Raw genomic sequence first — 26319 nt, forward strand, 5'->3', positions numbered from 1 at the left:
TTCGCCCGCGTGATACTGATTTCCACGCACGGCACGAAGCGGCGTTCCCGACGAAAACTATCAGACGGCGTCGTGGACGTGAACGTCCGCCGCGACGTTTTCGGGGAGCGACACCTCGGCGTCTCGATCTTTCGGGCGGGCCGTAATCATCCCGAAGGGGGCAACCTCGTCGATCCGCAGCGTGACGCCGGGGTCGATCCCGCGCTCGGAGAGGTAGCGCAGCACCTCCGAATCCCGATCGCTGATCCGCTCGACGACGACGGTGTCTCCCTCGCTGAACTCGGTCAGCTGTCTGCTCTGGCTCGCCTCCGGGGGTTCGAGCTGTTCGTTGGGGATCGGATCGCCGTGGGGATCGACCTCGGGGTCGCCCAGCGCCTCGACGAGTCGGCGCTCGAACTTCTCGCTGATGTGGTGTTCCAGCCTGTCGGCCTCCTCGTGGACCTCGCTCCAGTCGTAGTCGAGCTGCTCGGTGAGGTAGGATTCGAGCAGGCGGTGGTGACGGACGACTTCCAGCGCGACGGTCTCGCCCTCGGGCGTCAGCTCGACACCCTTGTACTTCTCGCGGTCGACCAGCCCGCGCTCCTCTAGCTTGTCGATCATGCTGGTGACCGTCGGCGACGTGACGTCGAGGTACTCCGCGATCTCGGAGGTGCGGATCCGCCCGTCGCGCTCGCCCTGCAGGTGGTAGATCACCTTCAGGTAGTCCTCCATCACGTCGCTGAGCATCATCTCGCCAGCGAGTAGGGAGGGCGGACTTGTATATCTACCGCGGTCGATCGGACGCCGACCGCGGCGAGGCGGCGCGGCGACGCCGCGGAGCGGGACGCGCAGCGGCCGCGGATCGGCGCCGGAGCGAGGCCATAGAGCGGCGGCGAGACGCCGTGGAACGGCGCCGGGAGATGCCACAGATAATAAGCGGGGCCTGCTCGTACGACGCTCCATGACGCGAACCGTCCGGATCATCGGCGCACCGACCGACTACGGCGCGAACAGGCGCGGCGTCGACATGGGCCCCTCGGCGATCAGGTACGCCGGGCTGGCCGACGCCGTCGAGGCGACGGGCGCGACGACGGTCGACGTCGGCGACCTGTTCGTCGCGCGCGCCGAGGAGCGCGACCCGGATGCCGGGGCGCCGGCGGGCGACGCGAAGTTCCTGCGCGAGGTCGAGGATGTCTCGGAGAGTCTCGCCGACGAAGTCGCCGACGCCGTCGCCGACGGGGAGCTGCCCCTCGCGCTCGGCGGCGACCACTCGATCGCCATCGGGACGCTCGCCGGCGCGGGCCGCGACGCCGAGCTCGGCGCCGTCTGGTTCGACGCCCACGGTGACTTCAACACGCCCGAAACGTCGCCCAGCGGCAACGTCCACGGAATGCCGCTGGCCGCCGCGCTCGGGAAGGGGTCGTTCGCCGATCGTCCCTGGGCGCGCTCGGCCGGACTCCGCGAGGAGAACGTCGCGATCGTCGGCCTGCGGAGCATCGACGACGCCGAGCGCGAGGCGCTCCGCGAGAGCGACGTTACCGTCTACACGATGTCGGATATCGACGCTCGTGGCCTGACGCCGGTCGTCGAGGACGCGCTGGACGTCGCGACCGACGGGGTCGAGGGGTTCCACGTCAGCCTCGATCTCGACTGGCTCGATCCCGGCGAGGCGCCCGGCGTCGGGACGCCGGTTCGGGGCGGCGTCAGCTACCGCGAGGCCCACGCCGCCATGGAACGGGTCGCAACCCGCGACGGCGCGGACGGCGCTGCCGACCTTCGATCGCTCGAACTCGTCGAGGTCAACCCGATCCTCGACGAGCACAACGAGACGGCCGAACTGGCGACCGAACTCGCCGCGAGCGCGCTCGGCAAGCGGATCCTGTAGCTCGGAGCTACGACTGTTCCGGATACATCTCGCTTCGTGGCGGTCGGTTTTCGGCGATCCGCACCGTTTCGTCGCTCTCGACGAGGACGGTACATCCCTGGAAGATGAACTCGACGCTCACGCGGCTGTCGCGGGCGTTCGCGTGGCGTATCACTGACTTCAGGGCCTCCACGTCGACGCTCTCGTACAGCGTATCGAGGTCGCGTTCCGCGACCCCTTTCAGCGCGGCGACGCCCCGGAGTATCGCGCGCGTCAGGGATTCCTCGGGGCCCGGTTCCACGACGACCGTCGCGCCGCCGTCGGTCGCCGGTCGATCGCCGCAGTCGTTTCGTCCCATTTTTTTACGTGTAGTTGCGTAGAGCTTTCAGTCCTGCACCCAATCATGTAGGCTTTGCCGGTTTTTGGAGACGTTCGAGGCTCCATCAAACCCCGGCAGCGGCGCCGAGAGTTGCTGGTCTCCTCGGTCCGTCTCCACGGGTGTCGCCGAGCGGCGTCCGGCGTCCGAGCACCGGGGCCGTTGTCCGCCTCGGCGAAACGAAACGCAAATAGTGTAAGAATGCCTACTATATCTCGTGACGAGGGGACCTGCCGACGTTCACTTCCGCGAGACGCAACGCTTCCGGCAGCCCTGGCTGTGGGGGCTCCTGATCGGGGTTGCGGTGCTGGTCGGCGGCAGCCTGTACGCGGAGGGCGCTTCGGGCCCCGGTACGGCGATCGGCCTGGCCGTCGTGGTCGCCCTGCTGGCCCTGTTCGCCGTCGCCAAGTTGACGGTCGAGGTCCGCGGGGACGGCGTCCGGATTCAGTTCTTCCCCTTTCATCTCTCGCCCCGGCGGATCCCGCTGGAAGCTATCGAGCGCTCGGAGGCCGTCGAGTACAGTCCGATCCGGGACTACGGCGGCTGGGGGATCCGCTGGACGGGCGGTGGGAAAGCGTACAACGTCAGCGGCAGCGAGGGTGTCCGCGTCGATCGCCGAGACGCCAAGCAGTTGCTGATCGGATCGCAGCGCGCGGACGAACTGGAAGCGGCGATCGAACGAGCGCGGAAATAAAACGGCGTCGAGTTACTCGTCGTCGGTCGGCACGCTCTGTGCCTCAACAACGTCGTCGCCCTGCGCGTCTTCGGCGTCAGGCGTCGCAGCGGGCAGCACGTCGACGCTGGCGACGGCGTCGCCCGCCTCGACGTCCATCACGGTCACGCCCATCGTGTTGCGGCCGACGGTCGAAACGTCGGCGGCGCGGGTGACCATGATCTGGCCGTTCTCGCTCATCAGCACCAGCCGATCGTCTTCGGCGACCGACTTCACTGTCGCGACCGGCCCGTTGCGCTCGCCGGTCTTGATGTCGATGAGGCCCATGCCGTACCGCGACTGCGTGCTGTACTCCGCGAGCTTCGTCCGCTTGCCGAACCCGTTGCGGGTAACCGTCAGCAGGGCGTTATCGTCGTCCTCGTCGGTCGCGACGAGCCCGGCGACCTTGTCGTCGTCCTGCAGCTTGATGCCGCCGACGCCCCGGGCGTTCCGGCCCATGCAGCGGACCTCGGACTCGTCGAACCGGATCGTCATGCCGCCCTCGGTGGCGATCACGAGATCCTTGGTGCCGTCCGTAACTTCGACGTCGACGAGCTCGTCGCCGTCTTCGAGATCGGCCGCGATGATCCCCGTCGAGAGGATGTTCTCGAACTCCTCGCCGGCGGTGCGTTTGACGTAGCCGTCGCGGGTGACCATCGTCACGCGCTCGCCGTCCTCGAACTCGTCGGTGGCGACGACGGCGGTGATCTCCTCGCCGTCGTCGAAGTCGATCAGGTTGATCGCCGACTTACCCCGCGCCGTACGGCTCATCTCGGGGATCTCGTAGGTCTTCAGGCGGTAGACCTGCCCGTGGTTCGTGAAGCAAAGGAGGTAGTCGTGGGTGTTCGCCCGGAACACCTTCGAGACCCGATCGCCCTCCTTCACGTCGGCGCCGATGATGCCTTTGCCGCCCCGACCCTGGGGGTCGAACCGTTCGGCGGGCATCCGCTTGACGTAGTCGTCCTCGGTGACGACGACGACGACCTCCTCCTCGGCGATGAGGTCCTCGTGGGTAACCGTCCCCTGGTCCTCGATGATGCTCGTCCGGCGGTCGTCGGCGTACTCCGCTTTGATCTCGCGGAGCTCCTCTTTGATGACCGAGAGCAGCTCCGACTCGTTTTCGAGGATCGTCTCCAGGCGCTCGATGTTGGCCTGCACGTCCTCGTACTCGGATTCGATCTCGGCGGCCTCCATCGACGTGAGGCTGCCAAGCTGCATCCGAACGATGTGGTCCGCCTGGTCGGTCGAGAAGTCGTAGGCCTCGATCAGCGCCTCCTTCGCCGCGTCGCGATCCTCGGAGTCCTGGATCAGCTCGACCACGTCGTCGACGTTCTCCAGCGCGGTGAGGCGGCCTTCGAGGATGTGCGCTCGATCCTCGGCTTCAGCGAGGTCGTACTCGCTGCGGCGGCGCACGACTTCCTTGCGGTGTTCGACGTAGTGTTCGAGGGTTTCCTTGAGCGTCAGCACCCGGGGCTGGCCGTCGACGAGCGCGAGGTTGATGACGCCGAATGTGTTCTCGAGGTGGTGCTCCAGAAGCTGGTTCTCGACGACGTCGGCGTTGGCGCCGCGCTTGAGTTCGACGACGATCCGGACGCCGTTCCGGTCGGACTCGTCGCGCAGGTCGCGAACGCCCTCGATCTTGCCCTCGTTGACGTCGTCGGCGATGCGCTCGACGAGACGCGCTTTGTTCTGCTGGAAGGGGACCTCGGTGATGACGATCTGATCGTCGTCGGTCTCGTACTCGGCGCGGACGCGGACGCGACCGCGGCCGGTCGAGTACGCCGAGTAGATGGCGTCCCGGCCGACGATGTTCGCGCCGGTCGGGAAGTCGGGCCCCTTGACGTGCTCCATCAGGTCCTCGACGGTCGCCTCGGGGTCGTCGATCAGCTCGATCGTGGCGTCGACGACCTCGCCGAGATTGTGCGGCGGGATGTTCGTCGACATCCCCACCGCGATGCCCGAGGAACCGTTGACCAGCAGGTTCGGGAACGCCGACGGCAGCACGTCGGGCTCCTGCAGGCGGTCGTCGTAGTTCGGCGAGAAGTCGACGGTGTCTTTCTCGATGTCGGTGAGCATCTCTTCGGCGATGGGGCTCATCCGGGCCTCGGTGTAGCGCATCGCCGCGGCCGGGTCGCCGTCCATCGAGCCGAAGTTGCCCTGGCCGTCGACAAGCGGATGCCGCATCGAGAACGGCTGGGCCATGCGAACGAGCGTGTCGTAGATAGCGCTGTCACCGTGCGGGTGGTAGTCACCCATCGTCTCCCCGATCACCGAGGAGGACTTCCGGTGGCTCGTGTTGCTGGTGACGCCCATCTCGTGCATCGCGTAGAGGATGCGCCGGTGGACGGGCTTGAGCCCGTCACGGACGTCGGGCAGCGCGCGGCCCGCGATGACGCTCATCGCGTAGTCGATGTAGCTCTGCTCCATCTCGTCTTCGACGCGCACGCGCTCTACGCGGGCAGCGTCGACGTCTGTCGGATCGGGTACGTCTGAACTCATGTAGATGCCTCCATTAGATGTCGACCCACTCTGCTTCGGGGGCGTGCTCTTTGATGAACTGTTTCCGCGGCTCGACGGCGTCGCCCATCAGCACCGAGAACATCTTGTCGGCGGCGGCGGCGTCCTCGATGCCGATCTGCTTGAGCACGCGGTTGTCGGGGTTCATCGTCGTCTCCCAGAGCTGCTCGGGGTTCATTTCGCCCAGGCCCTTGAACCGCTGGACCTGCGTGGGATTGCCGTCGCACTTCTCGGCGATGATCTCCTCGCGCTCCTGTTCTGTCATCGCGTCGTACGTCTCGCCGCGGTACCGGATCCGGTACAGCGGGGGCTGGGCGGCGTACACGTAGCCCGCCTCGAGCAGCGGGCGCATGTGCCGGTAGAACAGCGTCAGCAGCAGCGTCCGGATGTGCGCGCCGTCGACGTCGGCGTCGGTCATCATCACGATCTTCTCGTAGCGGGCCTCCTCGATGTCGAACTCGTCGCCGATCCCCGTCCCGATGGCGGTGATCATGTTCCGGATCTCGTCGTTCTCCAAGATCCGGTCGAGCCGGTGTTTCTCGACGTTGAGGATCTTCCCGCCCAGCGGGAGGATCGCCTGGATCTCGGGGTTGCGCCCCTGCTTTGCCGACCCGCCCGCGGAGTCACCCTCGACGATGAACAGCTCGGAGTCGCTCGGCTCTTTCGTCTGGCAGTCTGCCAGCTTTCCGGGCAGCGCCGTCGATTCGAGGGCGCTCTTCCGGCGGGTCAGCTCCTCGGCCTTCTTGGCGGCCTTGCGGGCCTTCGCGGCCTCGACCGCTTTGGAGACGATCGCCTCGGCGGTATCGGGGTTCTCCTCGAAGAAGGTGCCAAGCCCCTCGTGCATGGTGCCCTCGACGATGCCCCGGACCTCGGAGTTGCCGAGTTTCGTCTTGGTCTGGCCCTCAAACTGCGGATCGGGGTGCTTGATCGAGATGACCGCGGTGAGCCCCTCGCGGATGTCCTCGCCCGTGAGGTTCTCGTCGAGGTCGCCCAGCAGCCCGTTGTCGGTCGCGTAGTCGTTGACCGTGCGCGTCAGCGCGGTCTTGAACCCGGTGAGGTGGGTCCCGCCCTCGCGCGTGTTGATGTTGTTGGCGAAGGCGTGGATCGAGCCCTGGAGTTCGTCGGTGGCCTGCATCGCCACCTCTACCTGAATCCCCTCCTCGGCGTCCTCGAAGTAGATGACGTCCTCGTGGAGTTCGGTCTTGGTCTCGTTGAGATACTCGACGAACTCGCGGATGCCGCCCTCGTAGCGGAACGACTTCGCGGTGTCGTCGCGCTCGTCGGCGAGCGCGATCTCGACGCCGGAGTTGAGGAACGCCAGTTCCCGGAGACGACTCTCCAGTGTGGAGAACTCGAACGTCGTCGTCTCGAAGATGTCGTCGTCGGGCCAGAAGCGGATCTGCGTCCCGGTCGACTCGTCGGGCTCCATGTCGCGGACTCGTTCGAGATCGGTCGCTGGCTCGCCGGCGTCGAACCGCTGTGTCCAGACTGCGCCGTCGCGACGGACCGTGACCTCCAGTTCCCCGGAGAGCGCGTTGACGACGCTGACGCCGACGCCGTGAAGCCCTCCCGAGACCTGGTAGGACTTGTTGTCGAACTTCCCGCCGGCGTGAAGCACCGTCATGATCACCTCTAGGGCGGGCTTGTCGTACTCTTCGTGGGTGTCCACGGGGATCCCCCGGCCGTCGTCGGAGACGCTCACCGAGTCGTCCTCGTGGATGGTCACGCCGATCGAGTCGCAGTGGCCGGCCAGCGCTTCGTCGATGGAGTTGTCGACCACCTCGTAGACGAGATGATGCAATCCCCGAGAGTCGGTAGAACCGATGTACATCGCCGGACGTTTCCGGACCGCCTGCAGCCCTTCGAGTACCTGGATCTGTCCGGCACCGTACTCCGTTTCCTCGGACATAAAATCTGTCTCGACGTATGCCGCCCGGGTTGATAAAGGTCACGTACGCGCGCTCGCGCGTGAACAGGTAAGCGAACCGTACTGCTACGAGGCGGCGATTACTCCGACGAGCGCCGCCCGGGAAAAACGCCGCCGGCGCGGTCCGCGCCCGTGCGCACGGTATCGGGCGTTTGGCACCGCTTACTCCGCGCTGCGATGTCCGAATACTACTGGCTGGTGATACGATCCGCCCGTCGGTGAGAGGTCGGAAGCGCCGGACGACGGCGCGAGTTTCACTTTCACTCCGGTAGCGAATGGGTTTTACGTCCCCCGGCGCTACGAGTCGGGTAATGACCTCGTTTCAGTCGACGCTCGGCGACGAGGCGGGGATCGCAGAGGAGCTGGCCGAGAGCCAGCAGGCGATCTCCATCGCCGAGTTCTTCGAGAAGAACAAGCACATGCTCGGGTTCGACAGCGGGGCCCGAGGGCTGGTCACGGCCGTCAAGGAGGCCGTCGACAACTCGCTGGACGCCGCCGAGGAGGCGGGGATCCTGCCCGATATCTACGTCGAGATCCGCGAGTCCGGCGACTACTACACGCTGATCGTCGAGGACAACGGGCCCGGCATCACCAAGGAGCAGCTCCCCAAAGTGTTCGGGAAGCTGCTGTACGGATCGCGGTTCCACGCCCGCGAGCAGTCCCGGGGCCAGCAGGGGATCGGGATTTCGGCGGCCGTGCTCTACTCCCAGCTCACCAGCGGGAAGCCGGCGAAGATCACCAGCCGGACGCAGGGATCGGACGAGGCCCAGTACTTCGAGCTGATCATCGACACCGATACCAACGAGCCCGAGATCCGGACCGAGGAGACGACCTCCTGGGACCGCACGCACGGCACGCGGATCGAGATGGAGATGGAGGCCAACATGCGCGCCCGGAGCCAGCTCCACGACTACATCAAGCACACCGCGGTCGTCAACCCCCACGCGCGCATCGAACTGAAAGAGCCGAAGAACCACTTCAAGGGCGAGCGCGCCGAGGAAGCCGAACTCCCCGCCGAGACCGAGGAGATCCGCCCGCACCCCCACGGCGTCGAACTCGGCACCGTGCTGAAGATGCTGGCCGCGACGGACTCCCACTCGATGTCGGGCTATCTCCAGGAGGAGTTCACCCGCGTCGGGAAGAAGACGGCCGACAGCGTCGTCGACAACTTCCGCGACAAGTACTACGGCCGGGAGATGACCTGGACGCTCCCGCGGCCCCACGAAGACGCCGACGTCGCGGACGCCGTCGCCGAGGCGACGAACGGCAAGGGACCCGAGGCCACCGCGGCGTTCGGGGAGGCCGTCGTCGACAATCTCGACGCCCACGACCGGGTCGCCCACTACCACGTCGCCGACGCCGTCGACGCGGCGGCCGACGAAGTCGCCGACGAGTTCGGCGTCACGCTCGGCGAGACCGTCCGAGAGAACGCGATCGAGGCCGCCTGGATAGCGATCACGGAGGGCGCGACCGGCGAGGACGCCGATGCGGACGCCGCTGACGACGCGGTGGACGCCGACGCCGAAGCGACGACCGTTGGCGGCCGCCGCGCCGACAGCCTCCACGGGATCGTCGACGAGGCGACGAGCACGCGCAAGGACGACGCGACGGTGCGCGGCGTCGCCGAGCGTCTGGCCGAGAAGTTCGAGTCCGCTGAGGATCATCGCGATCGGGTCACGCGCGCCGAGCTGCGCGAGTATCTCGATCGCTCTGTCGAGATGTTCCAGAAGACCGACGACGAGGTGACGTTCGGCGATACCGCCCGCGAGAACGTCGTCGAGGCGCTGTGGACCCGCGCCCGGACGGTCCCCGACGACCCGCCGCTCGTTCGCGAACTCGCCGACGATCGGGACGCCGCCAGCGACCTGCTGGAGGCGATGCGGACGACCGACATCATGGCGCCGCCGACGAACTGCCTCGCGCCGATCGAGGACGACCTCGTCGAGGCCGGACTCCGGAAGGAGTACGACGCCGACTTCTACGCGGCGGCGACGCGGGACGCCGAAGTCCACGGCGGCGACCCCTTCATCGTCGAGGCCGGCATCGCCTACGGCGGCGAACTGGAGGAGGGCGGCACGGCCGACGTGCTCCGCTTCGCCAACCGCGTTCCGCTGGTGTACCAGCGCGGCGCCTGCGCGACGACGGACGTGATCAAACAGATCGGCTGGCGCAACTACAACCTCGACCAGCCGGGCGGGAGCGGCGTCCCGAACGGGCCCGCGGTGATCATGGTCCACGTCGCCTCGACGAACGTCCCCTTCACCAGCGAGTCGAAAGACGCCGTCGCGAACGTCCCCGCGATCGAAGACGAAATCGAGCTGGCGATTCGCGAGGCGGCCCGCGAACTCAAGAGCTACCTCAAGAAGCGCAAGTCCCTGGAGAAGCGCAAGCGCAAGCAGGACGTGCTCGCCGACATCCTCCCCGAGATGGCCGAGAAGGTCGCGGAGGTCACGGACAACGACGAGCCGAACTTCGACGACGCGCTCGCGCGCATCATGAACAACGTGCTCGTCGAGCGCGAGATCAAGGCCAACGGCGCCGGCAGCGAGGTAACCGTCACCGTCGAGAACAACTCCAGCACCAACGAGTCGCTCGAAGTGACCGACATCGTCACGGCCGAGCCGACCGACCTCCCCGACGACGCGACCGTCGTCGAGATGGACGGCGAGTGGTTCGTCAAGTGGTCCGCGGACGTATCGAGCGACGACGAAGCGACGCTGTCGTACGTGACGGCTGACGACGCCGAGTTCGACCTGAGCGTCGAGGGCGTCGAAGACGCGAAACTCACCATCAAACAATGAGCAGCGACACCAGTTCCGAGGCCCAACAGAAGCTGATCGACCTTGCGGCGGAGTTCTACGACCAGATGGACCGCGGGGAGATCCCCGAGATGTCCATCCCGACCCGCACCAAGAGCAACATCGTCTTCGACGAGGACGAGGACGTCTGGGTGTACGGCGAGCGCGAGAGCACGCGCTCGGCCAACAGCATCCGCGGCGCCCGCAAGCTGCTGAAGGCGATCTACACCATCGAGTTCCTCGACAACCAGCTAGAGGAGGACCGCTCGTCGACCCTGCGTGAGCTGTACTACCTCTCTGAGTCGTGGGATTCCAACGAGGCGCAGTTCTCGAATCAAGACGAGTCGAACCAGCTCATCGAGGACTTAGAGATCGTCTCGGAGGTCCGCCGCGAGGACTTCCACATGCGCCCCGAGGAGTCGGGCGCCAAGGTGATGGGCCCGCTGCTCCTCCGCGAGCAGACCCGCCGCGGCGACCGCGAGATCCACTGCCAGAAGGACGTCGGGCAGGGCGGTTATCAGATCCCGAACAACCCCGACACGATCGAGTTCCTGGAGAACGACGCCGACTTCGTCCTCGCGGTGGAGACCGGCGGCATGCGCGACCGGCTCGTCGAGAACGGGTTCGACGACGAGTACGACGCGATCGTCGTCCACCTCGGCGGCCAGCCCGCGCGGGCGACCCGTCGGCTGACCAAACGCCTCCACGACGAACTCGGCCTGCCGGTCACGGTGTTCACTGACGGTGACCCCTGGTCCTACCGGATCTACGGCTCCGTCGCGTACGGGTCGATCAAGTCCGCACACCTCTCGGAGTATCTCGCGACGCCGGAGGCGAAGTTCATCGGCGTCCAGCCCGAGGACATCGTCGAGTACGACCTGCCGACCGACCCGCTCAGCGACTCCGACATCAACGCTCTGGAGAGCGAACTGGAGGACCCGCGCTTCCAGACCGACTACTGGGAAGAACAGATCGAGCTCCAGCTCGATATCAACAAGAAATCCGAACAGCAGGCCCTGGCGTCCCACGGGCTGGACTTCGTGACCGAGACCTACCTGCCCGAACGGCTCGACGAGATGGGCGTTCTGTAGATCGGCGCCGGGCGCGCTCGCCGATCTCTTCTACCGTTCTAGCATCCGATCCTCCACCTCGGGGTCGATCCCGAACTCGCGTGCGTACTCGATCACTCGCTCGTAGACCGTGGCGTCGGTCCGGCGGACGGCGTCGTCGTCGCCGACGGCGGCGATCACGTGGTCCGACGCCGAGAGGTAGCCGGGAACCGCCAGCGAGTATCGTTCCCCGTCGTCGATCGGGTCCCCGCCGACGGTCGCGTCGACGAGTTCGCCGGCGGCGGCGTCGCGGACGACGCGGGCGCCCGAGACGTTGCCGAACCACGAGCGCTCGTCGGCTAAACCGAGACATCGACCGTCCATCTCGGAGAGCGCGGCCCGAAGCCGCTCGCCCGAGACGTCGAGAACGCGGACGCGATCGGTGAACGGCACCGCGCTCGCGAGGTCGAACGCGGTGACCTCTCCGGCGGCGATCCGGTCGCCGCGGAGCCCCCCGTCGTGGTAGATTCCGACGTCCGCGTCGCCGCCCCACCGTACGGCGTCGGCGACGAAGTTCCCGATCCGCGTCTCTCCGGCCCCGTTCCGGTCGGGAACGTCGATCGGGTCGTCGAGTCGGCCGACGGTCTCGGCCAGTCCGGCGTCCCGCCGAGCCTCGCGCAGCGCGTCGACGCCGCGCTGGGCGACGGGAAACGCGTCGACGTCGTGGTGGGTCGTCTCGCCGCTCGCCAGATCGACCTCGAAGATCGTCCCGCCGTCCCGCTTCGGTCGAACGAGCGTCGTGCCGTCGATCTCCGTCGATCCCGCCGGCACCGTGTGCCCGCCACAGATCAGGTCGACGTCGGTCGCCCGCGCGATCGCCGCGTCGCCCCCCATGTGGGCGAGACAGACGACGGCATCAGCGCCCGCCGTCCGCAGTTCCGTCTCGGCCTCCCGGGCGGCCGTGACGGGATCGGTCGTCGAGACCGCCGCACGCCCGCTCGTCACCGCGTCGAGTTCCGGCGTCGTGACGCCGAAGACGCCGACGCTCGTGCCGTCCACCTCGCGGACGACCCGCCGGCGGACGCCGTCGTCCGCTCCGAACCGTCGGCCGTCGGCGCGGAGGTTGGCGCTGACGTACGTCGCCGGCGACCTCCGGGCGACCGTCCGCGCGAACTCGGCCCCGTGATCGAAGTCGTGGTTGCCGAACGTCTCGACGTCGGGATTCAGGAGATCGAGCGCCGTCAGCGGACCGTCGACCCCGAGCACCGTCGTCGTGACGCTGGGCGCCATGTCGTCCCCGGCGCCCAGCACGAGCGCGTCGTCGTCGCGGCGTTCGTCGAGACAGCCGACCAGCCGCCCGAACGCCCGGGCGTCGTCGTAGACGCCTTCGAGGTCGCTGTACTGGAGGATGCGGGTCACGCGACACCATCCCCAACGGGGCAGTCTCGCATCCACACCGGGGGTAGCCGATCCATACGTCGCCAGTCGGTTCGTCCGAGTAAAAGGCCCGCCATTTCCGCGACGCGCGAGGGTCTTGGGAGTTCGGCGGTCGGATTTCGGCGCCGGACGAACACGTCCCGCGTTTTTCTGAGTTCCCGTGGAACCCACGGTATGGGAGGCGACGACGACCGCAGCGACCGATTCGATCCGGAGGGAGAACCCGAGCGCGAGGTGGCACAGCAAGCGGCGACCGACGACCAGCGCTTCCTCGATCTGCTTCCCCACTACTACCGGGGCGAGGTGTCGCACCTGACCACGGAACTGCGCCGGATCGACCAGACGAGCGACTGGGCGGTCGCGGTGATGGCGGGGATCATCACTCTCACGTTCTCCGGGCGGAACATTCCCTCGTACCTGCTGTTCGTGGGGATGGCCGCGATGTGCGTCTTTCTGGTGTTCGAATCGCGGCGCTACCGGACCTACGACGCGTGGCGCTCGCGCGTCCGGCTGCTACAGGAGAACGTGTTCGCGAACGCGTTCGACCCCTCGGGCGTCGAGCACGAAGACTGGCGTAGAGAACTCGGCAGCGACCTCCGACGGCCGACGCTGAAGATCACGTTCCGAGAGGCGCTGTCGCGGCGGATGCATCGCGTGTACGGGCCGCTACTCCTCGTTCTCGGCGCCGCGTGGATCGTCAAGATCACGCTGTTCGCGCCGGATCGATCCGCCATCGAAGCCGCCGAGCTTCCGGCGCTGGACGGCATCTACGTCATCGGGGCTGTCGGCCTGTTCTACGCAGCGGTGCTCGCGATCGCCTACTGGCCGGCCGAACGCGAGGCGAAAGGCGAGTTCCACGGCGAGGAGGTCGGCGAGTGGAAGCGCGAGAAATGACCCGGCACGACGCCGTTCGGCGCCGCGTCTACGACGTGCTCGACGCGCGTCACGCACACGACCGACTGTCGATCGCCGTCAACGGGCTGATCGCCGGGCTGATTCTGCTGAACGTCGTCGGCGTCGTGCTGTTCACCGTCGACGATCTCGCTGCTCGGTACGGCGCCTACTTTCGCGCCGCCGACGCGTTCTTCGTCGCCGTGTTCTCCGTCGAGTACCTGCTGCGCGTCTGGTCGTGTACGGCCGACGACCGGTTCTCGTCGCCGGTCCGGGGGCGGCTCAGGTTCGCCCTCACGCCGTACGCGCTGATCGATCTCGTCGCGATTCTTCCCTTTTTCCTGCCGGTAACGGTCGGCGTTCAGGGCGCGCCGCGGCTCCTGCGGGTCGCGCGGCTGTTTCGGATGCTCAAGCTGGTACGGTACTCCCGGTCGTTGCGACTGCTCGGGACGGTCGTTCGCCGCGAGCGTGACGTGTTCGTCGTCGTCGGCGCCGGGATGGCCGCCCTGCTGGTTGCCGCCTCCAGTGCGATGTACTTCGCCGAGCGGGGCGCCCAGCCCGAGGCGTTCAGCAGCATCCCGGCGGCGATGTGGTGGGGCGTGATCACGCTCACGACCGTCGGCTACGGCGACGTCTACCCGGTGACGCCGCTCGGCAGGGTACTCGGCGGGTTCATCTCCGTGCTGGGGGTCGCGGTGTTCGCGCTGCCGACGGCGATTCTGGTCGAGGGGTTCCGCGAGGTGCTCGGTCGACGCGGGGACGTCGTAGAGTGTTCCCACTGCGGGCGCGAGATCGACGGTGCGACAGCTGACGGTGTGGAAAACGGGGACGGGGACCGGACGTGAGCGCCGGTTCTCGATCGGTTGACTCGGGTATTCCGGTCCGCGAGCAGCCGGACTACTCGTCGAGCGCGACGGGGACGCCGCGGCGTTCGAGATCGTTCTCGAATGCCTCGGCGTCGGCTTCCAGCGCGCCGAACGTGTTGTAGTGGATCGGTGCGACGAGGGCGGGATCCAGCGCTTCGGCGAGGTCGGCGGCCTCGCGGCGGTCCATCGTGAAGTTCCCGCTGATCGACGGCAGGAAAACGTCGACGTCCAGTTCCTCGTGGCCGGGGAGCGCGTCCGAGTCGCCCGGCCAGAACACCGTGGTATCGCCGATCGTGAGGTGGTAGCCGACTCCGATCCCCTCGGGGTGGTACGGCTCGCCCTGATCGTCGACGTGCGGGCCGTCGGGCTCGTTGTACGCCGCGATCGTCCGAACGATGACGTCCTCGAACAGCCGATCGGTGTGCTCGTCGACGCGGACGACGTCCTGGGGCAGGTCGCCGAGCGGTTCGACGTCCCGGTCGATCCCCGGCGGGTAGACGGCGTCGTAGACGACGACCGTGGCGTCCTCGCGCGCGACGCGACGGATCCCGTCCGAATCGTAGTGATGGTCGTGGGTCACCAGCACGAGGTCGCCGTCTCGGGCGTCGTAGTCCCGGGCCGGCGGGTGGCCGACGCCCTCGGTGTCGGGCGCCCACTCACCGGTGAGCGTGCCGTACCGGCCGGGGTCGAGGTAGACGACGGTCCCGTCGTCGCCCTCGATGCGGACGGTCGCGTAGCCGAGCCAGTCGATCGTCAGGTCGCCGTGGCTGATCGTCATGGAGAGTGGTTCGCCCCCTGCGGATTCAAGCGTTCGGTTCCGGACGCGGCGCGATGCCAACCGGTTCACTGCTTCTCCGCAAGTCGCTCGACGCGCTCTAACGTGTCGGCGTCGTCGGGATCGAGATCCTCGCGCACGCCGACGAACCGCGGGAACCGGAGCGCGTAGCCCGACGAGTAGGTCGGCGAGGCCTGGATCTCCTCGTAGCCCACCTCGAACACGACGGCGGGGTCGAGGTCGACATCCTGACCGTCCTCCGCTCGGACGTGGGGGTCGAGCAGTTCGGTCAGCTCGGCCAGTTCCTCGTCGGTGATCCCCGTCGCGACCTTGCCGATCGTCTCGTACTCGTCGCGGTCGTCGACGCGGGCCGACAGCAGGAAGGTCCCGAGGAACGTCGCGCGCCGGCCCTCGCCCCACTCGGCGCCGGTCACGACGAGATCGAGCGTCTCGACGTCGGGCTTGCGCTTGAGCCAGTTCTTCCCGCGGCGTCCCGGCGAGTACGTCGATTCGGGATTCTTGAGCATGATCCCCTCGTGACCGGCGTCGAGCGCCTCGGCGTCGATGGCTTCGATCTCGTCGGCGTCGTCGGAGCGCCAGAGCTTCGAGAGCCCCTCCACGTCGGCCGCGGTGTCGTCCGGCGCCTCGTCGCCGTCGTCGAGTACCTCGGACAGGCGCTCGTGGCGCTCGACGAGCGGCGCGTCGAGCATATCCTCGCCGCCGTGAGACTCCGTCTCACGAGCCTCCGAGTCCGTGGACTCGGAGACGCCCGCGTGGAGGCAGTCGAAAAAGGCGGGGCGGACCGCGACTTCCTCCCGCGCGGCCGCGACGTCGTGCTTGCGCCGGAACCGGCGCAGGACGTTCTGGAAGGCGAGCGGCTCGCCGTCGTCGTCGACGGCCACGACCTCGCCGTCGAGGATCGCCGGGACGTCGATGCGCTCCTCCGCGAACTCGACGACCTCGGGGAGAGCGTCGGTGACGTCCTCCATGTTCCTGGAGTAGACGCGGGTGATCCCCCCGGGCTCGTGGTGTAGCTGGACGCGCGCGCCGTCGTACTTCCACTCGACTGCGGCCTCCTCCCACTCCTCCATGGCGTCGGTGACGCTACCCGCCTGCGCGAGCATCGCCTGGACCGGCCGGCCGATCTCCAGGGTGAGCTCGGCGAGCCCGTCCACGCCGTCGTCGCGGGCCACCTCGGCGACGAGGCCGTAGTCGTTCGACACCTGCAGCGCCCGCTCGACGTCCTCGACGGGGACGTCGAACGCCTCGGCGACGGCGTCCCGCACGGCGCCCTCGCCGACGCCGATGCGCATCTCCGAGAGGACGATCCGGACGAGGTACTTCGCTTCCTCGGGTGAACACCGATTGAGCAGGCCGAACAGCAGGTCGATCTTGGCGTCCTGGCTGCCCTCGCCTTCGGTTTCCGCGAGCGTTTCGAGTTCGTCCGCGACTTCCCTCACTGTGAGGTCGTCGCTACCGCCGCCCGCTCCGGCGCCGAACGCGCTCAGCCCGGTCTGGCCGCCCAGGTCGTAGCTCGCCGCGACCTCGCCGATCTCGCCTAGTTCGGCCAGGTCGTCCTCCACGTCGGCTGCGTCCACGTTCTGGCCGGCCGCGCGGGCGATCGCCTCGTAGAGGTAGCTCGGCCCGACGTCCAGCGTCGTCGAGTCGTGGTCGGGGAACACCCGGCCCTGGACGAATCGCGCGACGACGGGCAGATCCCCCGCAGCGGCGTCGAGTAGTTCGGTGACCAGTGCGACGGCTTCGAGGTCGGCCGGCTCGGCCTCGATGCGGGCGGCGCGCTCGGCGAACTCCCGGAACTCCATCGCACGCCGGTAGGTCGGTGGGGTCAATAAACCGTCCGGACCGTCCTCGGCGTCCCGCCGCGGGGTGGTTTCAACGACACGTTCCCGTCGCAGTCGTCGGTTTCAAGGAACTCGGCCGCGCAGTGGCCCACACACATGTCGGAGGCCGATCTGGCGGCGGCGGTAGACGACGTACTGTCGATCGACCCCGAGGAGTTTCAGGCGGCCGTCGACGCCGACGCGGAGGTCATCAAGTCCGAACTACGCGACGGCACCTTCGACAACTCTCAGGCGATCGTCGGGCTGGAGTACGAGTTCTACGCGGTCGCGAACCCGGCCGACGATCCCTGGACGCCGGGGACCGAAGCCGGCGGGACGCTCCAGCGCGTCCCCCGCCGATTGCTCGAACTCATCGGGTTCGAGAAGGAACTGGGGCTGCACAACGCCGAGATGACGCTCAGCCCCCAGCCGCTCAACTCCTACGGGCTCGCGGCACAGGAGTCGGAGGTCAACGCCCGGCTCTCGGCCGCCCAGGAGCGCACCCGCGCCGAGGGGATGCAACTCGTGAGCGACGGCCTCTGGACGATCCCGCCGGAGGGCGAGACCGCGCGGGGATATCTCACCGACAGCGTCGAGGACCGCGGCGTCAGGATCGCCTCGAACATGAGCGACTCGGTGCGCTATCACGCGATGGCCAACAGCGCCGCCGACGCCGACGTCGGGCTGCGGATCGACGCACCACACGTCTCGCTGGAGAGCGACACGGTGATGCCCGAGAGCCTGATCACGTCGATCCAGCCCCACTATCAGGTGCCGCAGGCGATCGACCTGCCCACCTACTTCCGGTACGCGCTGCGGATCGCCGGCCCGCTGCTCGCGCTCGGCGTCAACTCGCCATTCTTCCCGCCGGACCTGTACGACGCCGACGCGACGGCCGAGGACGTTCTCGAAGACGGCTGGATGGAACACCGGATCAGCGTGTTCGAGACCTCGTTGAACCCGCCGGGCGCCGACCGCGGGGAGGGGAAGGTCCGGTTCCCCCGCGATCTGGAGCACGTCGAGCAGGCGGTCGATCGGATCGCTCGCGACGACACGCTGGTGCCGATGCCGGTCGATCCGGGCAACGGCTTCGACGACGAGTTCGCCCACTTCCGGCTCAAACACGGCACCTACTGGCGCTGGGTCCGCCCCGTCTTCGGCGGCGGAACGCGATCTGAGGCCAACGCTCGCATCGAGTTCAGGCCGCTGCCCGCACAGCCGACCGTCAGCGACTCCGTCGCATTTCAGGCCGCGCTGGCCGGCCTCTTAGAGAGCCTCCCGCGCGTCGAACACCCCGTCGCCGACCTGCCCTGGGAGGACGCCCGCGAGAACTTCTACGCGGCGATGCGCGAGGGGCTCGACGCCGACCTGCAGTGGATCACGAACTCCGGCGAGGAGACGACCGATCGGGAGACGCTGTACGCCGACCTGCTCGATCACGCCGCCGACGGCCTCGAACGACGCGGCCTCTCGGACACCGAGATCGAGGAGTACCTCTGGCCGCTCCGCCAGCGCGCGCGCCACGAACTGACGCCGGCGCGCTGGAAGCGCCGGGAGGTCAAACAGCGCCTCGACGACGGCGAGAGCTTCGCGGATGCGGTGACCGGGATGCAACGGCGCTACCTCGAACGCCAGCACGACTCGCTGATCGGCGGCAGCTTCACTGAGTGGGTCGACGACCGGGAGTGGTAGCGCGGACCGACTGGATCGAGGAGGCACGGCGGCCGTCCGACTCACCGGAGTCACGACGTGATCGACACCGCCCGTCGTTCTGCGTCACGCAACTCGATTAGTTCGGGCGCTTCGGCACGTTCTCCCCTTCGAGAATCCTCGTCAGTACTATAGTCCCCCCGTCCAGTATGGGTGGTATGGTCACGTTCCTCTCAGGCGGCACCGGGACGCCGAAGCTCCTGGACGGTGCCGCGATCTCTTTCTCGCCAGACGAGACGACGGTGATCGCGAACACCGGCGACGACGTCGAACTCGGCGGGCTGTTGATCTCGCCCGACGTGGACACGCTGATCTTTCAGGGCGGCGGCGTGCTCGACCGCGATGACTGGTGGGGAATCAAGGGCGACACGACGCGAACCCACAGCGCCCTCAAGGACATCGGCGACGCGATGGGACTCGACGAAGGACCGAACTTTCTTCCCGACGAGAAGCAGACCGAGGGCCGCGACATCGCCGCATGGCGCCGCTTCTCGGGCGCCGTCGAGTTCATGGAGATCGGCGACCGCGACCGGGCGGTCCACATCACGCGGACGAGCCTGCTCGATCAGGGCCACACGCTCTCGGAAGCCACCGACAAGATCGCGAAAGGTTTCGGCCTCACCATCGACCTGCTGCCGATGAGCGACGACCCCGTTTCGAGCCTCATCCACACCGACGAGGGGCTGATGCACTTTCAGGAGTTCTGGGTCGCCCGCGGCGGCGAGCCAGAGGTCGAGAGCGTCGAGTTCCGCGGGTCGTCGAACGCCGAACCGGCGCCCGGCGTGCTCGACGCGCTGGACGACGACGTGGTGATCGGCCCGTCGAACCCGGTGACGAGCATCGGCCCGATGCTCGCGGTGCCCGGCATCGCGGACGCGCTGTGGAACACGACCGTCGTCGCCGTCTCGCCGTTCGTCGAGGGCGAGGCGTTCTCCGGCCCGGTCGCCCAGCTGATGGAAGCGGTCGGCGCCGAGCCGAACTCCGCGGGGCTGGAGACCGCCTATCCGTTCGCCGACGCGCTGGTCGTCGACGAGGACGACGACACCGAGTTCGACGTGCCGGTCGTCAGGACCGATATCTCGATCGACGGCAGCGAGGACGCCGCCCGCGTCACGAAGGCCGTCGAGACGGCTCTGGAGGAGGTCCGGTAGGCCGTGTTCGGCCCGAGAGTCGCGCTTGCGAGCCTGAGCGGCCGATCCGACGCTGCGTGGGCCGCCGGCGGCGCCGAACACGCCGGCGCCGCGTTTCTCGGCGGGATCGCGCTCGACGAGCGATCGCGAGAGGCGGCCCGCGAACTGGTCGCGCGCGACCGCGAGGAGTTTCTGCCCGAGGATCCGCTGGCGTTCGTCGACGCCGAGCTCGAAGCGATCGACGACGTCCCGATCCAGCCGGCGTTCAACGTTCGCAGCGCGACCGTCGAGCCGATCGAAGCGGCGGCCGAAATCTGCGCCGATCGAGATGCCGTCATCGAGATCAACGCCCACTGCCGACAGGACGAGCTGTGCGACGCCGGCTGCGGCGAGGCCCTCCTCGCGGACGCCGACCGGCTCTGTGAGTACGTCGCCGCGGCATCGGCGGCGGGCGCGACCGTGAGCGTGAAGGCCCGCGCCGAAGTCGACGGCGTCGACCTGCCCGCGACCGCGCGCCGGATCGACGCCGCGGGTGCCGACGCGATCCACGTCGACGCGATGGACACCGAATCTGCGATCGCGGACGTCGCTGATGCCGCCGACCTGTTCGTGATCGCGAACAACGAGGTGCGGGATCGGGCGTCGGTCCGCGAGTACCTGAGCTACGGCGCCGACGCCGTCAGCGTCGGCCGGCCGAGCGACGAGCCCGCTGTGCTCCGACGCGTCCGTCGGGCCGTCGACGAGTGGTTCGAGGGCGGAGAGCAGGATCACGGGTCCGGGACTACCACGGCCGAGCCGGCGTCGACGCCGGAGCCGCACTCCTAAGTGCCCGCGGCGTCGACTTTCGTACAGACGATGCGAACGCCCGCCCAGAACGCCGAACTCGCCCTGTTGCTGGAGGTGGCCGGGACGCCCAAGCCCGGCAACGTCGACCGAGCCCGCGACTTGCAGGATCTCCGCTTCGAGCACTTCCTGGCCGGAGCCGTCGGCGCGCAGGACGGCCTCCGGGCGGCCGAACGCGGGGAGCGCGTCGGCGCCGCGTTCGAGCGGTCGGTCGAGGGGATGTCCGAGCAGCGCGGCGGGAACACGCAGTTCGGCGCCCTGCTCCTGCTGACGCCGCTCGTTCGAACGGCCGGCGACGCCGAGGCCGGGGAGTTGACGCCGGACGCCGTCGCGTCGACGGTCGCGGCGACGACCGTCGAAGACGCGGTGGACTTCTACCGGGCGTTCGACCACGTCGACGTGCGCGCGGGCGATCCGCCCGAGGAAATGGAACCGCTGGATGTCCGCCGCGGGAGCGACGCCGCGGACGCGGTGCGGGAGCGCGGACTGACGCTGGAAGAACTGATGGCCGAGAGCGCGGAACGTGATGGCGTCGCGCGGGAGTGGACCGACGAGTTCGAGCAGACTTTCGCGGTCGCCGACCGGATCGTCGACCGGTCGGGCCCGTTGCCCGCACGAGCGGCCGACGCGTTCCTCTGGTTGCTCGCTCGCCGGCCCGACACGCACGTCGCCAAGAAACACGGCGCGTCGACCGCCCGGAGCGTGATGGTCCGAGCACAGGAGGCCCGCGAGGGCGGCCCCGATCTTGTGGCCGCGTTCTCGGAGTCGCTCGTCGAGTCTGGGATCAACCCCGGGACGACCGCGGACATCGTGGCCGCGGCGCTGTTCGTCGCGCTCGAACGCGACGGGCTGGAGGTGTGAGCGTGCGCGAGGACCGCGCTTCCGGCGAGGACGCGGACGCGAGCGACGCCGAAACGGCGGCCCGACCCGTCGAGTGGCCGGTCGAACTGCGCGGCGTCACGGAATCGGTCGTCGCAACGCTGGGACCGAACGATCTGTGGAACGACGCCGCGCTGGGGCTGCACGCCGGCGACCCGGTCACCGCCCGGACGTACGGGAACACCCGCACGCGGCGGAACTTCCGCCGGCAGGGCGAGGGGTACGTCCAGTTCGTCCGCGACCCGCTCGCGTTCGTCGAGGCGGCCCTCTCGATCCGCGAGCGCGACGAGCCGATCACGGACGCCGCCGACGCCTGGGCTCGCGTCGAGGTCGAGCAAGTTGACGCCGGGGAGGACGGATCGACGCGTTGGGAGGAGTGGACGCTCCGGCCGGTCGAGTCCGTCCGTCGAGAGCACGACCCCGCGACGACGAACCGCGGGTACTACGCGGTGATCGAGGCGACCGTCGCGGCCTCGCGGCTCGACGTCGACGCCTACGACACGGCGACGTTGCTCGATCGGCTCGCGTACTTTGCGGAGGTCGTCGACACCTGCGGCGGCGACCGCGAGCGCGCGGCGTTCGACCGGCTCACAGAACTGACCGGCTGGCGCGATCGGCTCTGACGACGGAACGGCGGGCCATCAGACGCCGATCACTCCGTCGAACATCGAACCCTTTTAGGCGCCGGTCGGACAACGATTCGAACATGCCAATCAAACCTGGGTACGTCAAGAAGACCGGTAACATCCTGCTCGAGCGGTATCCCGACGCGTTCTCGGACGACTTCGAGCACAACAAGGACGGCGTCGACACGCTGACCAACATCGAGTCCAAGGACGTCCGCAACCGCGTCGCCGGCTTCATCTCGCGAAAGAAGAGCGGCAACGCCGCCGAAGCGTAAGCTCGTTCTCGCCGATTCTGCGCAGTCGGGTCTCCGACAGCGGCTGCGCCGGCGGTCAGGGCGTCGTGTAGCGCCGAAGATCGGCCGGAGCGCCGCGACGCCGCGCTATCCAAACCGTTTTTGCTCCCCGATACCACTCCCACCACAATGTCAGTACGAGTCGGTATTCTCGGAGCGACCGGCGCGGTCGGACAGCGCCTGATCCAGCTCCTCGAACCCCACCCGCAGTTCGAGATCGCGGCCCTGACCGCCAGCGAATCGAGCGCGGGCCGATCCTACAGCGACGCCGCGAAGTGGCGCGTCAACACGCCGATCCCCGACGACGTCGCGGACCTCACGGTCTCCGCGACCGACCCCGACGAGGTTCCGAACGACGTCGACCTGATCTTCTCCTCGCTGCCCTCCAGCGTCGGCGAACAGGTCGAGCCCGACTTCGTCGAGGACGGCTACGTCGTCTCCTCGAACTCCTCGAATTCGCGCCTCGCCGAGGACGTGCCCCTCGTGATCCCCGAGGTCAACCACGACCACCTCGACCTGATCGAGGTCCAGCGCGACGAGCGGGGCTGGGACGGCGCGCTGATCAAGAACCCCAACTGCTCGACGATCACGATGGTGCCGACGCTGGCCCAGCTCGACCAGTTCGGCCTCGAAAAAGTGTTCGTCTCGACGCTGCAGGCCGTCTCCGGCGCGGGCTACGACGGCGTCACGTCGATGGAGATCATCGACAACGTCCTGCCCCACATCGGCGGCGAGGAAGAAAAGATGGAGAGCGAGTCCCGGAAGCTGCTCGGCGAGTTCGACGGCGCCGAGCTCAGCTGGCACGACGTCGACGTGACCGCGTCGTGTAATCGTGTCGCGACGCTGGACGGCCACCTCGAGAACGTGTTCGCCGAACTCGCCGAGGACGCCTCGGCGTCCGACGTCGAGGCCGCGTTCCGCGAGGCGCCGACGATCGACCTCCAGAGCGCGCCCGACGAGCTCATCAAGGTGTTCGAGGATCCCAACCGGCCCCAGCCCCGCCTGGATCGCAACCTCAACGACGGCCAGGGCATCGCGACCGGCCCGGTCCAGGAGACCAGCGACGGCGTCCAGTTCGACTGTCTCGCACACAACACGATCCGCGGCGCCGCCGGCGCCAGCGTGCTGAACGGCGAGCTGCTGGTCGAGGAAGGCTACCTGTAGACGCCGTCCGCGATCCGCTCTCTCGCAGTCGCCCGACGGCCGTTCTTTGCCAACCGACATATAAAGCTGCGGCACCCGTGTGAGCGTCGCACACTGCCGGGCCGGAACTATCATTCGTGTCGCTGAAGGTCGCATCGATGACGGCGCAAGCCCACGAGACGGAGTACCCCGAGCTGACCGCGACGTACTGGACGAAGGTCACGATCGCCGGCCTCGTCGCCGGTCTGGCGATGGGCATCGTGATGTTCCGGGTGATGGGGATCATGCAAGCGGTCGGAAGCTTGTATGGCTTCGCGGCGACGGGACCGGGCTGGATCGCACACCTGTTTCACGCGGTCGTGTTCGCGCTGATCTTCGGCGGGTTCTACATGTGGGCGCCGCTCAAGCCGTTTCGAGACCGAGTCCTCGCGAGCGTCACGATCGGTATCACCTGGGGCGTCGTGCTCTGGTTCCTCGCGGCCGGCGTGATCATGCCGCTGTGGCTGGAGGCCGTCTCTGCAACGGCGCCGCCCGCGCTACCCTCGCTGAATCCCGTCAGCGGACTCGGCCACGTCCTCTACGGTGCGGTGCTCGGCGGCGTCGCCGCCGCGCTCCAGAAGTACTAGCGTCCTCGTTGAGCGGATCTCGTCCGACCGATATTTTGATTACGATCTGACACCTATGTGCCGACATGGCGAGCGAGTCCGCCGAGATGACCTGGTCCGGCGACGCGTCGACGTCGACTGTCGGTCGGCTCTGTCTGTACTTGCAGGTCGGATTTTTCGGCGGACTCGCGCTACTGCTCGCTGCGCTGATCGCGCTCGTCGCTCTCCGGTCGGTTCGTACCGGCGAGTACGGCGTCCTCGCGCTCGTCGCGCTGCTGGCGCTCGTCGGCGGGCCGTTCTCGATGCTGTACCTCCTCCCCGTCGTCACCGACGCCGACGCGCGGCGCTCGCTCTCGAAGGATCTCCCGCGGTACCGCCGGCTCGTCCGGTGGAGGATCGCCCTCGCCGCCGTCATCGGCGCCGGAGGGATCCTCGCGGCGGTCTACAGCGGGTCGTGGGTGCTACTGGGGGCGTTACTGCTCATTCCGACGGTATCGTTCGGCGTGGCAGGGTCGCTCGACGTCGACGGCGCGCTCGACGCCGCTGCGGGGGAACTCGTCGTTCAGGGTCGGGCGGTCGACCTCGATGCAGTTGCGGACCACCGGCGGATCGACGTTGGCGACTACGCCGTTCTCTGGCTGTCGTACGCCGGTCCAAACGATCTCGGCAGACCGAGGCTGGTCGTCGTTCCAGGGTCGGTCGCCGACGCCGCGGTCGCCGCGGTGCCCGAGGACCCCGACGAGAGCGAGGCGTCGCACCCGCCTGCGGAGCGTGCCGCGCTCGTGGGGACAGCGGCCGTCTTCCTGGGGCTGGCCGCGGTGCTCGTCGCCATCGGACGCGGGACCGAGAACGCGGCCGCGCTCTACGCGTTCGCCGCGATGCCGGGGTCTGTCGGCGGGCTGTTGCTGTACCTCGCCGCGTGACGCCGGCGTCACTCGGTGCTCGCCCGGCTACAGCGAGACCTCGTTTTCCAGCCCGTCGTACTCGCCCGTCTCGTCGACCCGCCGGACGTTTCCGGCGACGATGTCGGCGAGGCGCTCGTAGTAGTCGGGCGTGTGGCCGGCGTGGTGGGGCGTGATCTGGACGTTGCCGAGATCCCACAGCGGGTGGTCCCGAGGCAACGGTTCGGGATCGGTCACGTCCAGCGCAGCGCCGCGGATCCAGCCGGAGCGCAGCGCCGTCAGGAGGTCGTCGGTGTCGACCACGGGGCCGCGGGCGACGTTGACGAGCACGGCCTCGGGCGGGAGCGTGACGAACTCCTCGCTGCCGATCAACCCATCAGTTTCGTCGGTCAGCGGGCAGGCGAGCACCAGATAGTCGGTGCGCGCGAGAGCGTCGTGGAGGCCGTCCTCGTCGAAGCCGATCACCTCGTCGGTCGGACCGCCCTTCTCGGGCGTGTACCGGACGCTGACCGTCTCGACGCCGAACCCCTCCAGTCGGTCGACGACGGCCTGCCCGATCGCGCCGAGGCCGACGACCGTCACCGTACTGTCCTGCAGTTCGTGGGCTTTGTAGTGGCGCCATTCGTTGTTTCGCTGGCGGCGGAACCCCTCGTGGAACCGGCGAGTGAACGTCAGGATGTTCCCCAGAACGTGCTCGCCCATGTTCGGGCCGTGGACGCCCGAGGCGTTGGTCACGGTGACGCCGCGCTCGCGCAGGCCGTCGAGGGGCAGGTGGCCGACGCCGGCGTACGCGCAGGCGAACAGCTGCATCGCCTCGGCCCGGTCGAGCAGCTCCTCGTCTAACACCATGCCCGTCACGATCTCCGCATCCGGGATCTCCTCGCGCTCCGCTGCCGGCGTCCGCGCGAGCGTGACGTCGCTGTCTGGCAGTCTGGACCGAAGCGCGTCGGCGTACTCCTCGACGGGGATGCCGTGAGTTCCCTTCCGGAGCACGAGTACGTCGTGGTCGCTCATGTAGTCGTGATCGACCGACGCGGCCATAAGTCCCGGACAGGTGGCGAACACTGCTGGTTTCGTCGAACTCCGCCGATATCCGAGCGTCGGTATCACCTGATCGCCCGCGAGACAGGTCAGCGCGTCCGAGAGGCACCCCAGC

Annotated in this window: 23 protein-coding genes; 15 read left to right on the plus strand and 8 right to left on the minus strand. The window is 68.1% G+C overall.

What is annotated here, in order from left to right; genetic code table 11:
- Nucleotides 1-60: 60 nt before the first annotated feature.
- Complete coding sequence (locus NO931_RS02770) at nucleotides 61-729, minus strand: metal-dependent transcriptional regulator (protein WP_375142018.1); 669 nt, start codon at nucleotides 727-729, stop codon at nucleotides 61-63.
- A gap of 211 nt (nucleotides 730-940) precedes the next feature.
- Between NO931_RS02770 and rocF the strand changes: the two genes are divergently transcribed.
- The gene (gene rocF / locus NO931_RS02775; RefSeq protein WP_256391097.1) at nucleotides 941-1864 is read left to right on the plus strand and encodes an arginase; all 924 of its coding nucleotides are present in this window, start codon (nucleotides 941-943) and stop codon (nucleotides 1862-1864) included.
- A gap of 7 nt (nucleotides 1865-1871) precedes the next feature.
- On the opposite strand, the gene NO931_RS02780 is transcribed toward rocF, so the two are convergent.
- Nucleotides 1872-2201 carry a HalOD1 output domain-containing protein gene (locus NO931_RS02780; protein ID WP_256391098.1) on the minus strand — a complete coding sequence of 110 codons (330 nt, stop codon included), beginning with the start codon at nucleotides 2199-2201 and terminating at the stop codon, nucleotides 1872-1874.
- Between the two features lie 235 nt (nucleotides 2202-2436).
- Between NO931_RS02780 and NO931_RS02785 the strand changes: the two genes are divergently transcribed.
- Nucleotides 2437-2913, plus strand: a complete 477-nt coding sequence (locus tag NO931_RS02785; RefSeq protein WP_256391099.1) for a hypothetical protein — start codon at nucleotides 2437-2439, stop codon at nucleotides 2911-2913.
- A gap of 12 nt (nucleotides 2914-2925) precedes the next feature.
- Here the strand turns inward: NO931_RS02785 and gyrA are convergent, their stop codons facing one another.
- Nucleotides 2926-5430 (minus strand): DNA gyrase subunit A, encoded by a 2505-nt coding sequence (gene gyrA, locus NO931_RS02790; RefSeq protein WP_256391100.1) that lies wholly within the window; start codon nucleotides 5428-5430, stop codon nucleotides 2926-2928.
- Between the two features lie 13 nt (nucleotides 5431-5443).
- Entirely contained in the window at nucleotides 5444-7357 is a 1914-nt protein-coding gene (gene gyrB, locus NO931_RS02795) for a DNA topoisomerase (ATP-hydrolyzing) subunit B (RefSeq protein ID WP_256391101.1), read from the minus strand.
- A gap of 329 nt (nucleotides 7358-7686) precedes the next feature.
- On the opposite strand from gyrB, the gene NO931_RS02800 reads away from it, so the two are divergent.
- On the plus strand, nucleotides 7687-10176 hold the full coding sequence (locus NO931_RS02800; RefSeq protein WP_256391102.1) for a DNA topoisomerase VI subunit B: 2490 nt from the start codon (nucleotides 7687-7689) through the stop codon (nucleotides 10174-10176).
- A complete protein-coding gene (locus NO931_RS02805) occupies nucleotides 10173-11264 on the plus strand; it encodes a DNA topoisomerase IV subunit A (protein ID WP_256391103.1) in 1092 nt (363 codons plus the stop codon). The genes NO931_RS02800 and NO931_RS02805 overlap by 4 nt, the downstream gene beginning before the upstream one ends.
- 30 nt (nucleotides 11265-11294) lie before the next feature.
- Here NO931_RS02805 and NO931_RS20675 read toward each other — a convergent pair whose 3' ends face one another.
- Nucleotides 11295-12641: a bifunctional metallophosphatase/5'-nucleotidase gene (locus tag NO931_RS20675; RefSeq protein ID WP_256391104.1), complete on the minus strand. Its 1347-nt coding sequence runs from the start codon at nucleotides 12639-12641 to the stop codon at nucleotides 11295-11297.
- Between the two features lie 192 nt (nucleotides 12642-12833).
- Between NO931_RS20675 and NO931_RS02815 the strand changes: the two genes are divergently transcribed.
- On the plus strand, nucleotides 12834-13553 hold the full coding sequence (locus NO931_RS02815; protein WP_256391105.1) for a DUF2270 domain-containing protein: 720 nt from the start codon (nucleotides 12834-12836) through the stop codon (nucleotides 13551-13553).
- On the plus strand, nucleotides 13535-14395 hold the full coding sequence (locus NO931_RS02820; protein ID WP_256391106.1) for an ion transporter: 861 nt from the start codon (nucleotides 13535-13537) through the stop codon (nucleotides 14393-14395). The genes NO931_RS02815 and NO931_RS02820 overlap by 19 nt, the downstream gene beginning before the upstream one ends.
- A gap of 52 nt (nucleotides 14396-14447) precedes the next feature.
- Here NO931_RS02820 and NO931_RS02825 read toward each other — a convergent pair whose 3' ends face one another.
- Together NO931_RS02825 and ligA are read right to left on the minus strand one after the other, a co-directional pair.
- The gene (locus tag NO931_RS02825) at nucleotides 14448-15194 is read right to left on the minus strand and encodes an MBL fold metallo-hydrolase (RefSeq protein ID WP_256391107.1); all 747 of its coding nucleotides are present in this window, start codon (nucleotides 15192-15194) and stop codon (nucleotides 14448-14450) included.
- Between the two features lie 65 nt (nucleotides 15195-15259).
- Nucleotides 15260-17014: an ATP-dependent DNA ligase LigA gene (ligA, locus tag NO931_RS02830; protein WP_256391108.1), complete on the minus strand. Its 1755-nt coding sequence runs from the start codon at nucleotides 17012-17014 to the stop codon at nucleotides 15260-15262.
- A 135-nt stretch (nucleotides 17015-17149) separates the two neighbouring features.
- Between ligA and NO931_RS02835 the strand changes: the two genes are divergently transcribed.
- The 9 genes from NO931_RS02835 (at nucleotide 17150) to NO931_RS02875 (ending at nucleotide 25184) form a co-directional block, all read left to right on the plus strand.
- Nucleotides 17150-18724 carry a glutamate-cysteine ligase family protein gene (locus NO931_RS02835; RefSeq protein ID WP_256391109.1) on the plus strand — a complete coding sequence of 525 codons (1575 nt, stop codon included), beginning with the start codon at nucleotides 17150-17152 and terminating at the stop codon, nucleotides 18722-18724.
- Between the two features lie 176 nt (nucleotides 18725-18900).
- Nucleotides 18901-19893, plus strand: coding sequence for a 2-phospho-L-lactate transferase (gene cofD / locus NO931_RS02840; protein ID WP_256391386.1), 993 nt, complete (start codon nucleotides 18901-18903; stop codon nucleotides 19891-19893).
- A gap of 3 nt (nucleotides 19894-19896) precedes the next feature.
- Complete coding sequence (locus NO931_RS02845; RefSeq protein WP_256391110.1) at nucleotides 19897-20697, plus strand: tRNA-dihydrouridine synthase; 801 nt, start codon at nucleotides 19897-19899, stop codon at nucleotides 20695-20697.
- A 30-nt stretch (nucleotides 20698-20727) separates the two neighbouring features.
- The gene (locus NO931_RS02850) at nucleotides 20728-21576 is read left to right on the plus strand and encodes a triphosphoribosyl-dephospho-CoA synthase (protein ID WP_256391111.1); all 849 of its coding nucleotides are present in this window, start codon (nucleotides 20728-20730) and stop codon (nucleotides 21574-21576) included.
- 2 nt (nucleotides 21577-21578) lie between these two features.
- Nucleotides 21579-22217 (plus strand): DUF447 domain-containing protein, encoded by a 639-nt coding sequence (locus NO931_RS02855; protein ID WP_375142019.1) that lies wholly within the window; start codon nucleotides 21579-21581, stop codon nucleotides 22215-22217.
- Nucleotides 22218-22300: 83 nt separating this feature from the next.
- Nucleotides 22301-22495, plus strand: a complete 195-nt coding sequence (locus tag NO931_RS02860; RefSeq protein ID WP_256391112.1) for a 30S ribosomal protein S17e — start codon at nucleotides 22301-22303, stop codon at nucleotides 22493-22495.
- 147 nt (nucleotides 22496-22642) lie between these two features.
- A complete protein-coding gene (gene asd / locus NO931_RS02865) occupies nucleotides 22643-23677 on the plus strand; it encodes an aspartate-semialdehyde dehydrogenase (RefSeq protein WP_256391113.1) in 1035 nt (344 codons plus the stop codon).
- Nucleotides 23678-23814: 137 nt separating this feature from the next.
- A complete protein-coding gene (locus NO931_RS02870; RefSeq protein WP_256391114.1) occupies nucleotides 23815-24282 on the plus strand; it encodes a histidine kinase in 468 nt (155 codons plus the stop codon).
- Nucleotides 24283-24347: 65 nt separating this feature from the next.
- Nucleotides 24348-25184 (plus strand): hypothetical protein, encoded by an 837-nt coding sequence (locus NO931_RS02875; protein WP_256391115.1) that lies wholly within the window; start codon nucleotides 24348-24350, stop codon nucleotides 25182-25184.
- Nucleotides 25185-25211: 27 nt separating this feature from the next.
- On the opposite strand, the gene NO931_RS02880 is transcribed toward NO931_RS02875, so the two are convergent.
- Nucleotides 25212-26177: a D-2-hydroxyacid dehydrogenase gene (locus NO931_RS02880; protein ID WP_256391116.1), complete on the minus strand. Its 966-nt coding sequence runs from the start codon at nucleotides 26175-26177 to the stop codon at nucleotides 25212-25214.
- Nucleotides 26178-26319: the final 142 nt, after the last annotated feature.

Source organism: Natronoarchaeum rubrum (assembly GCF_024494695.1).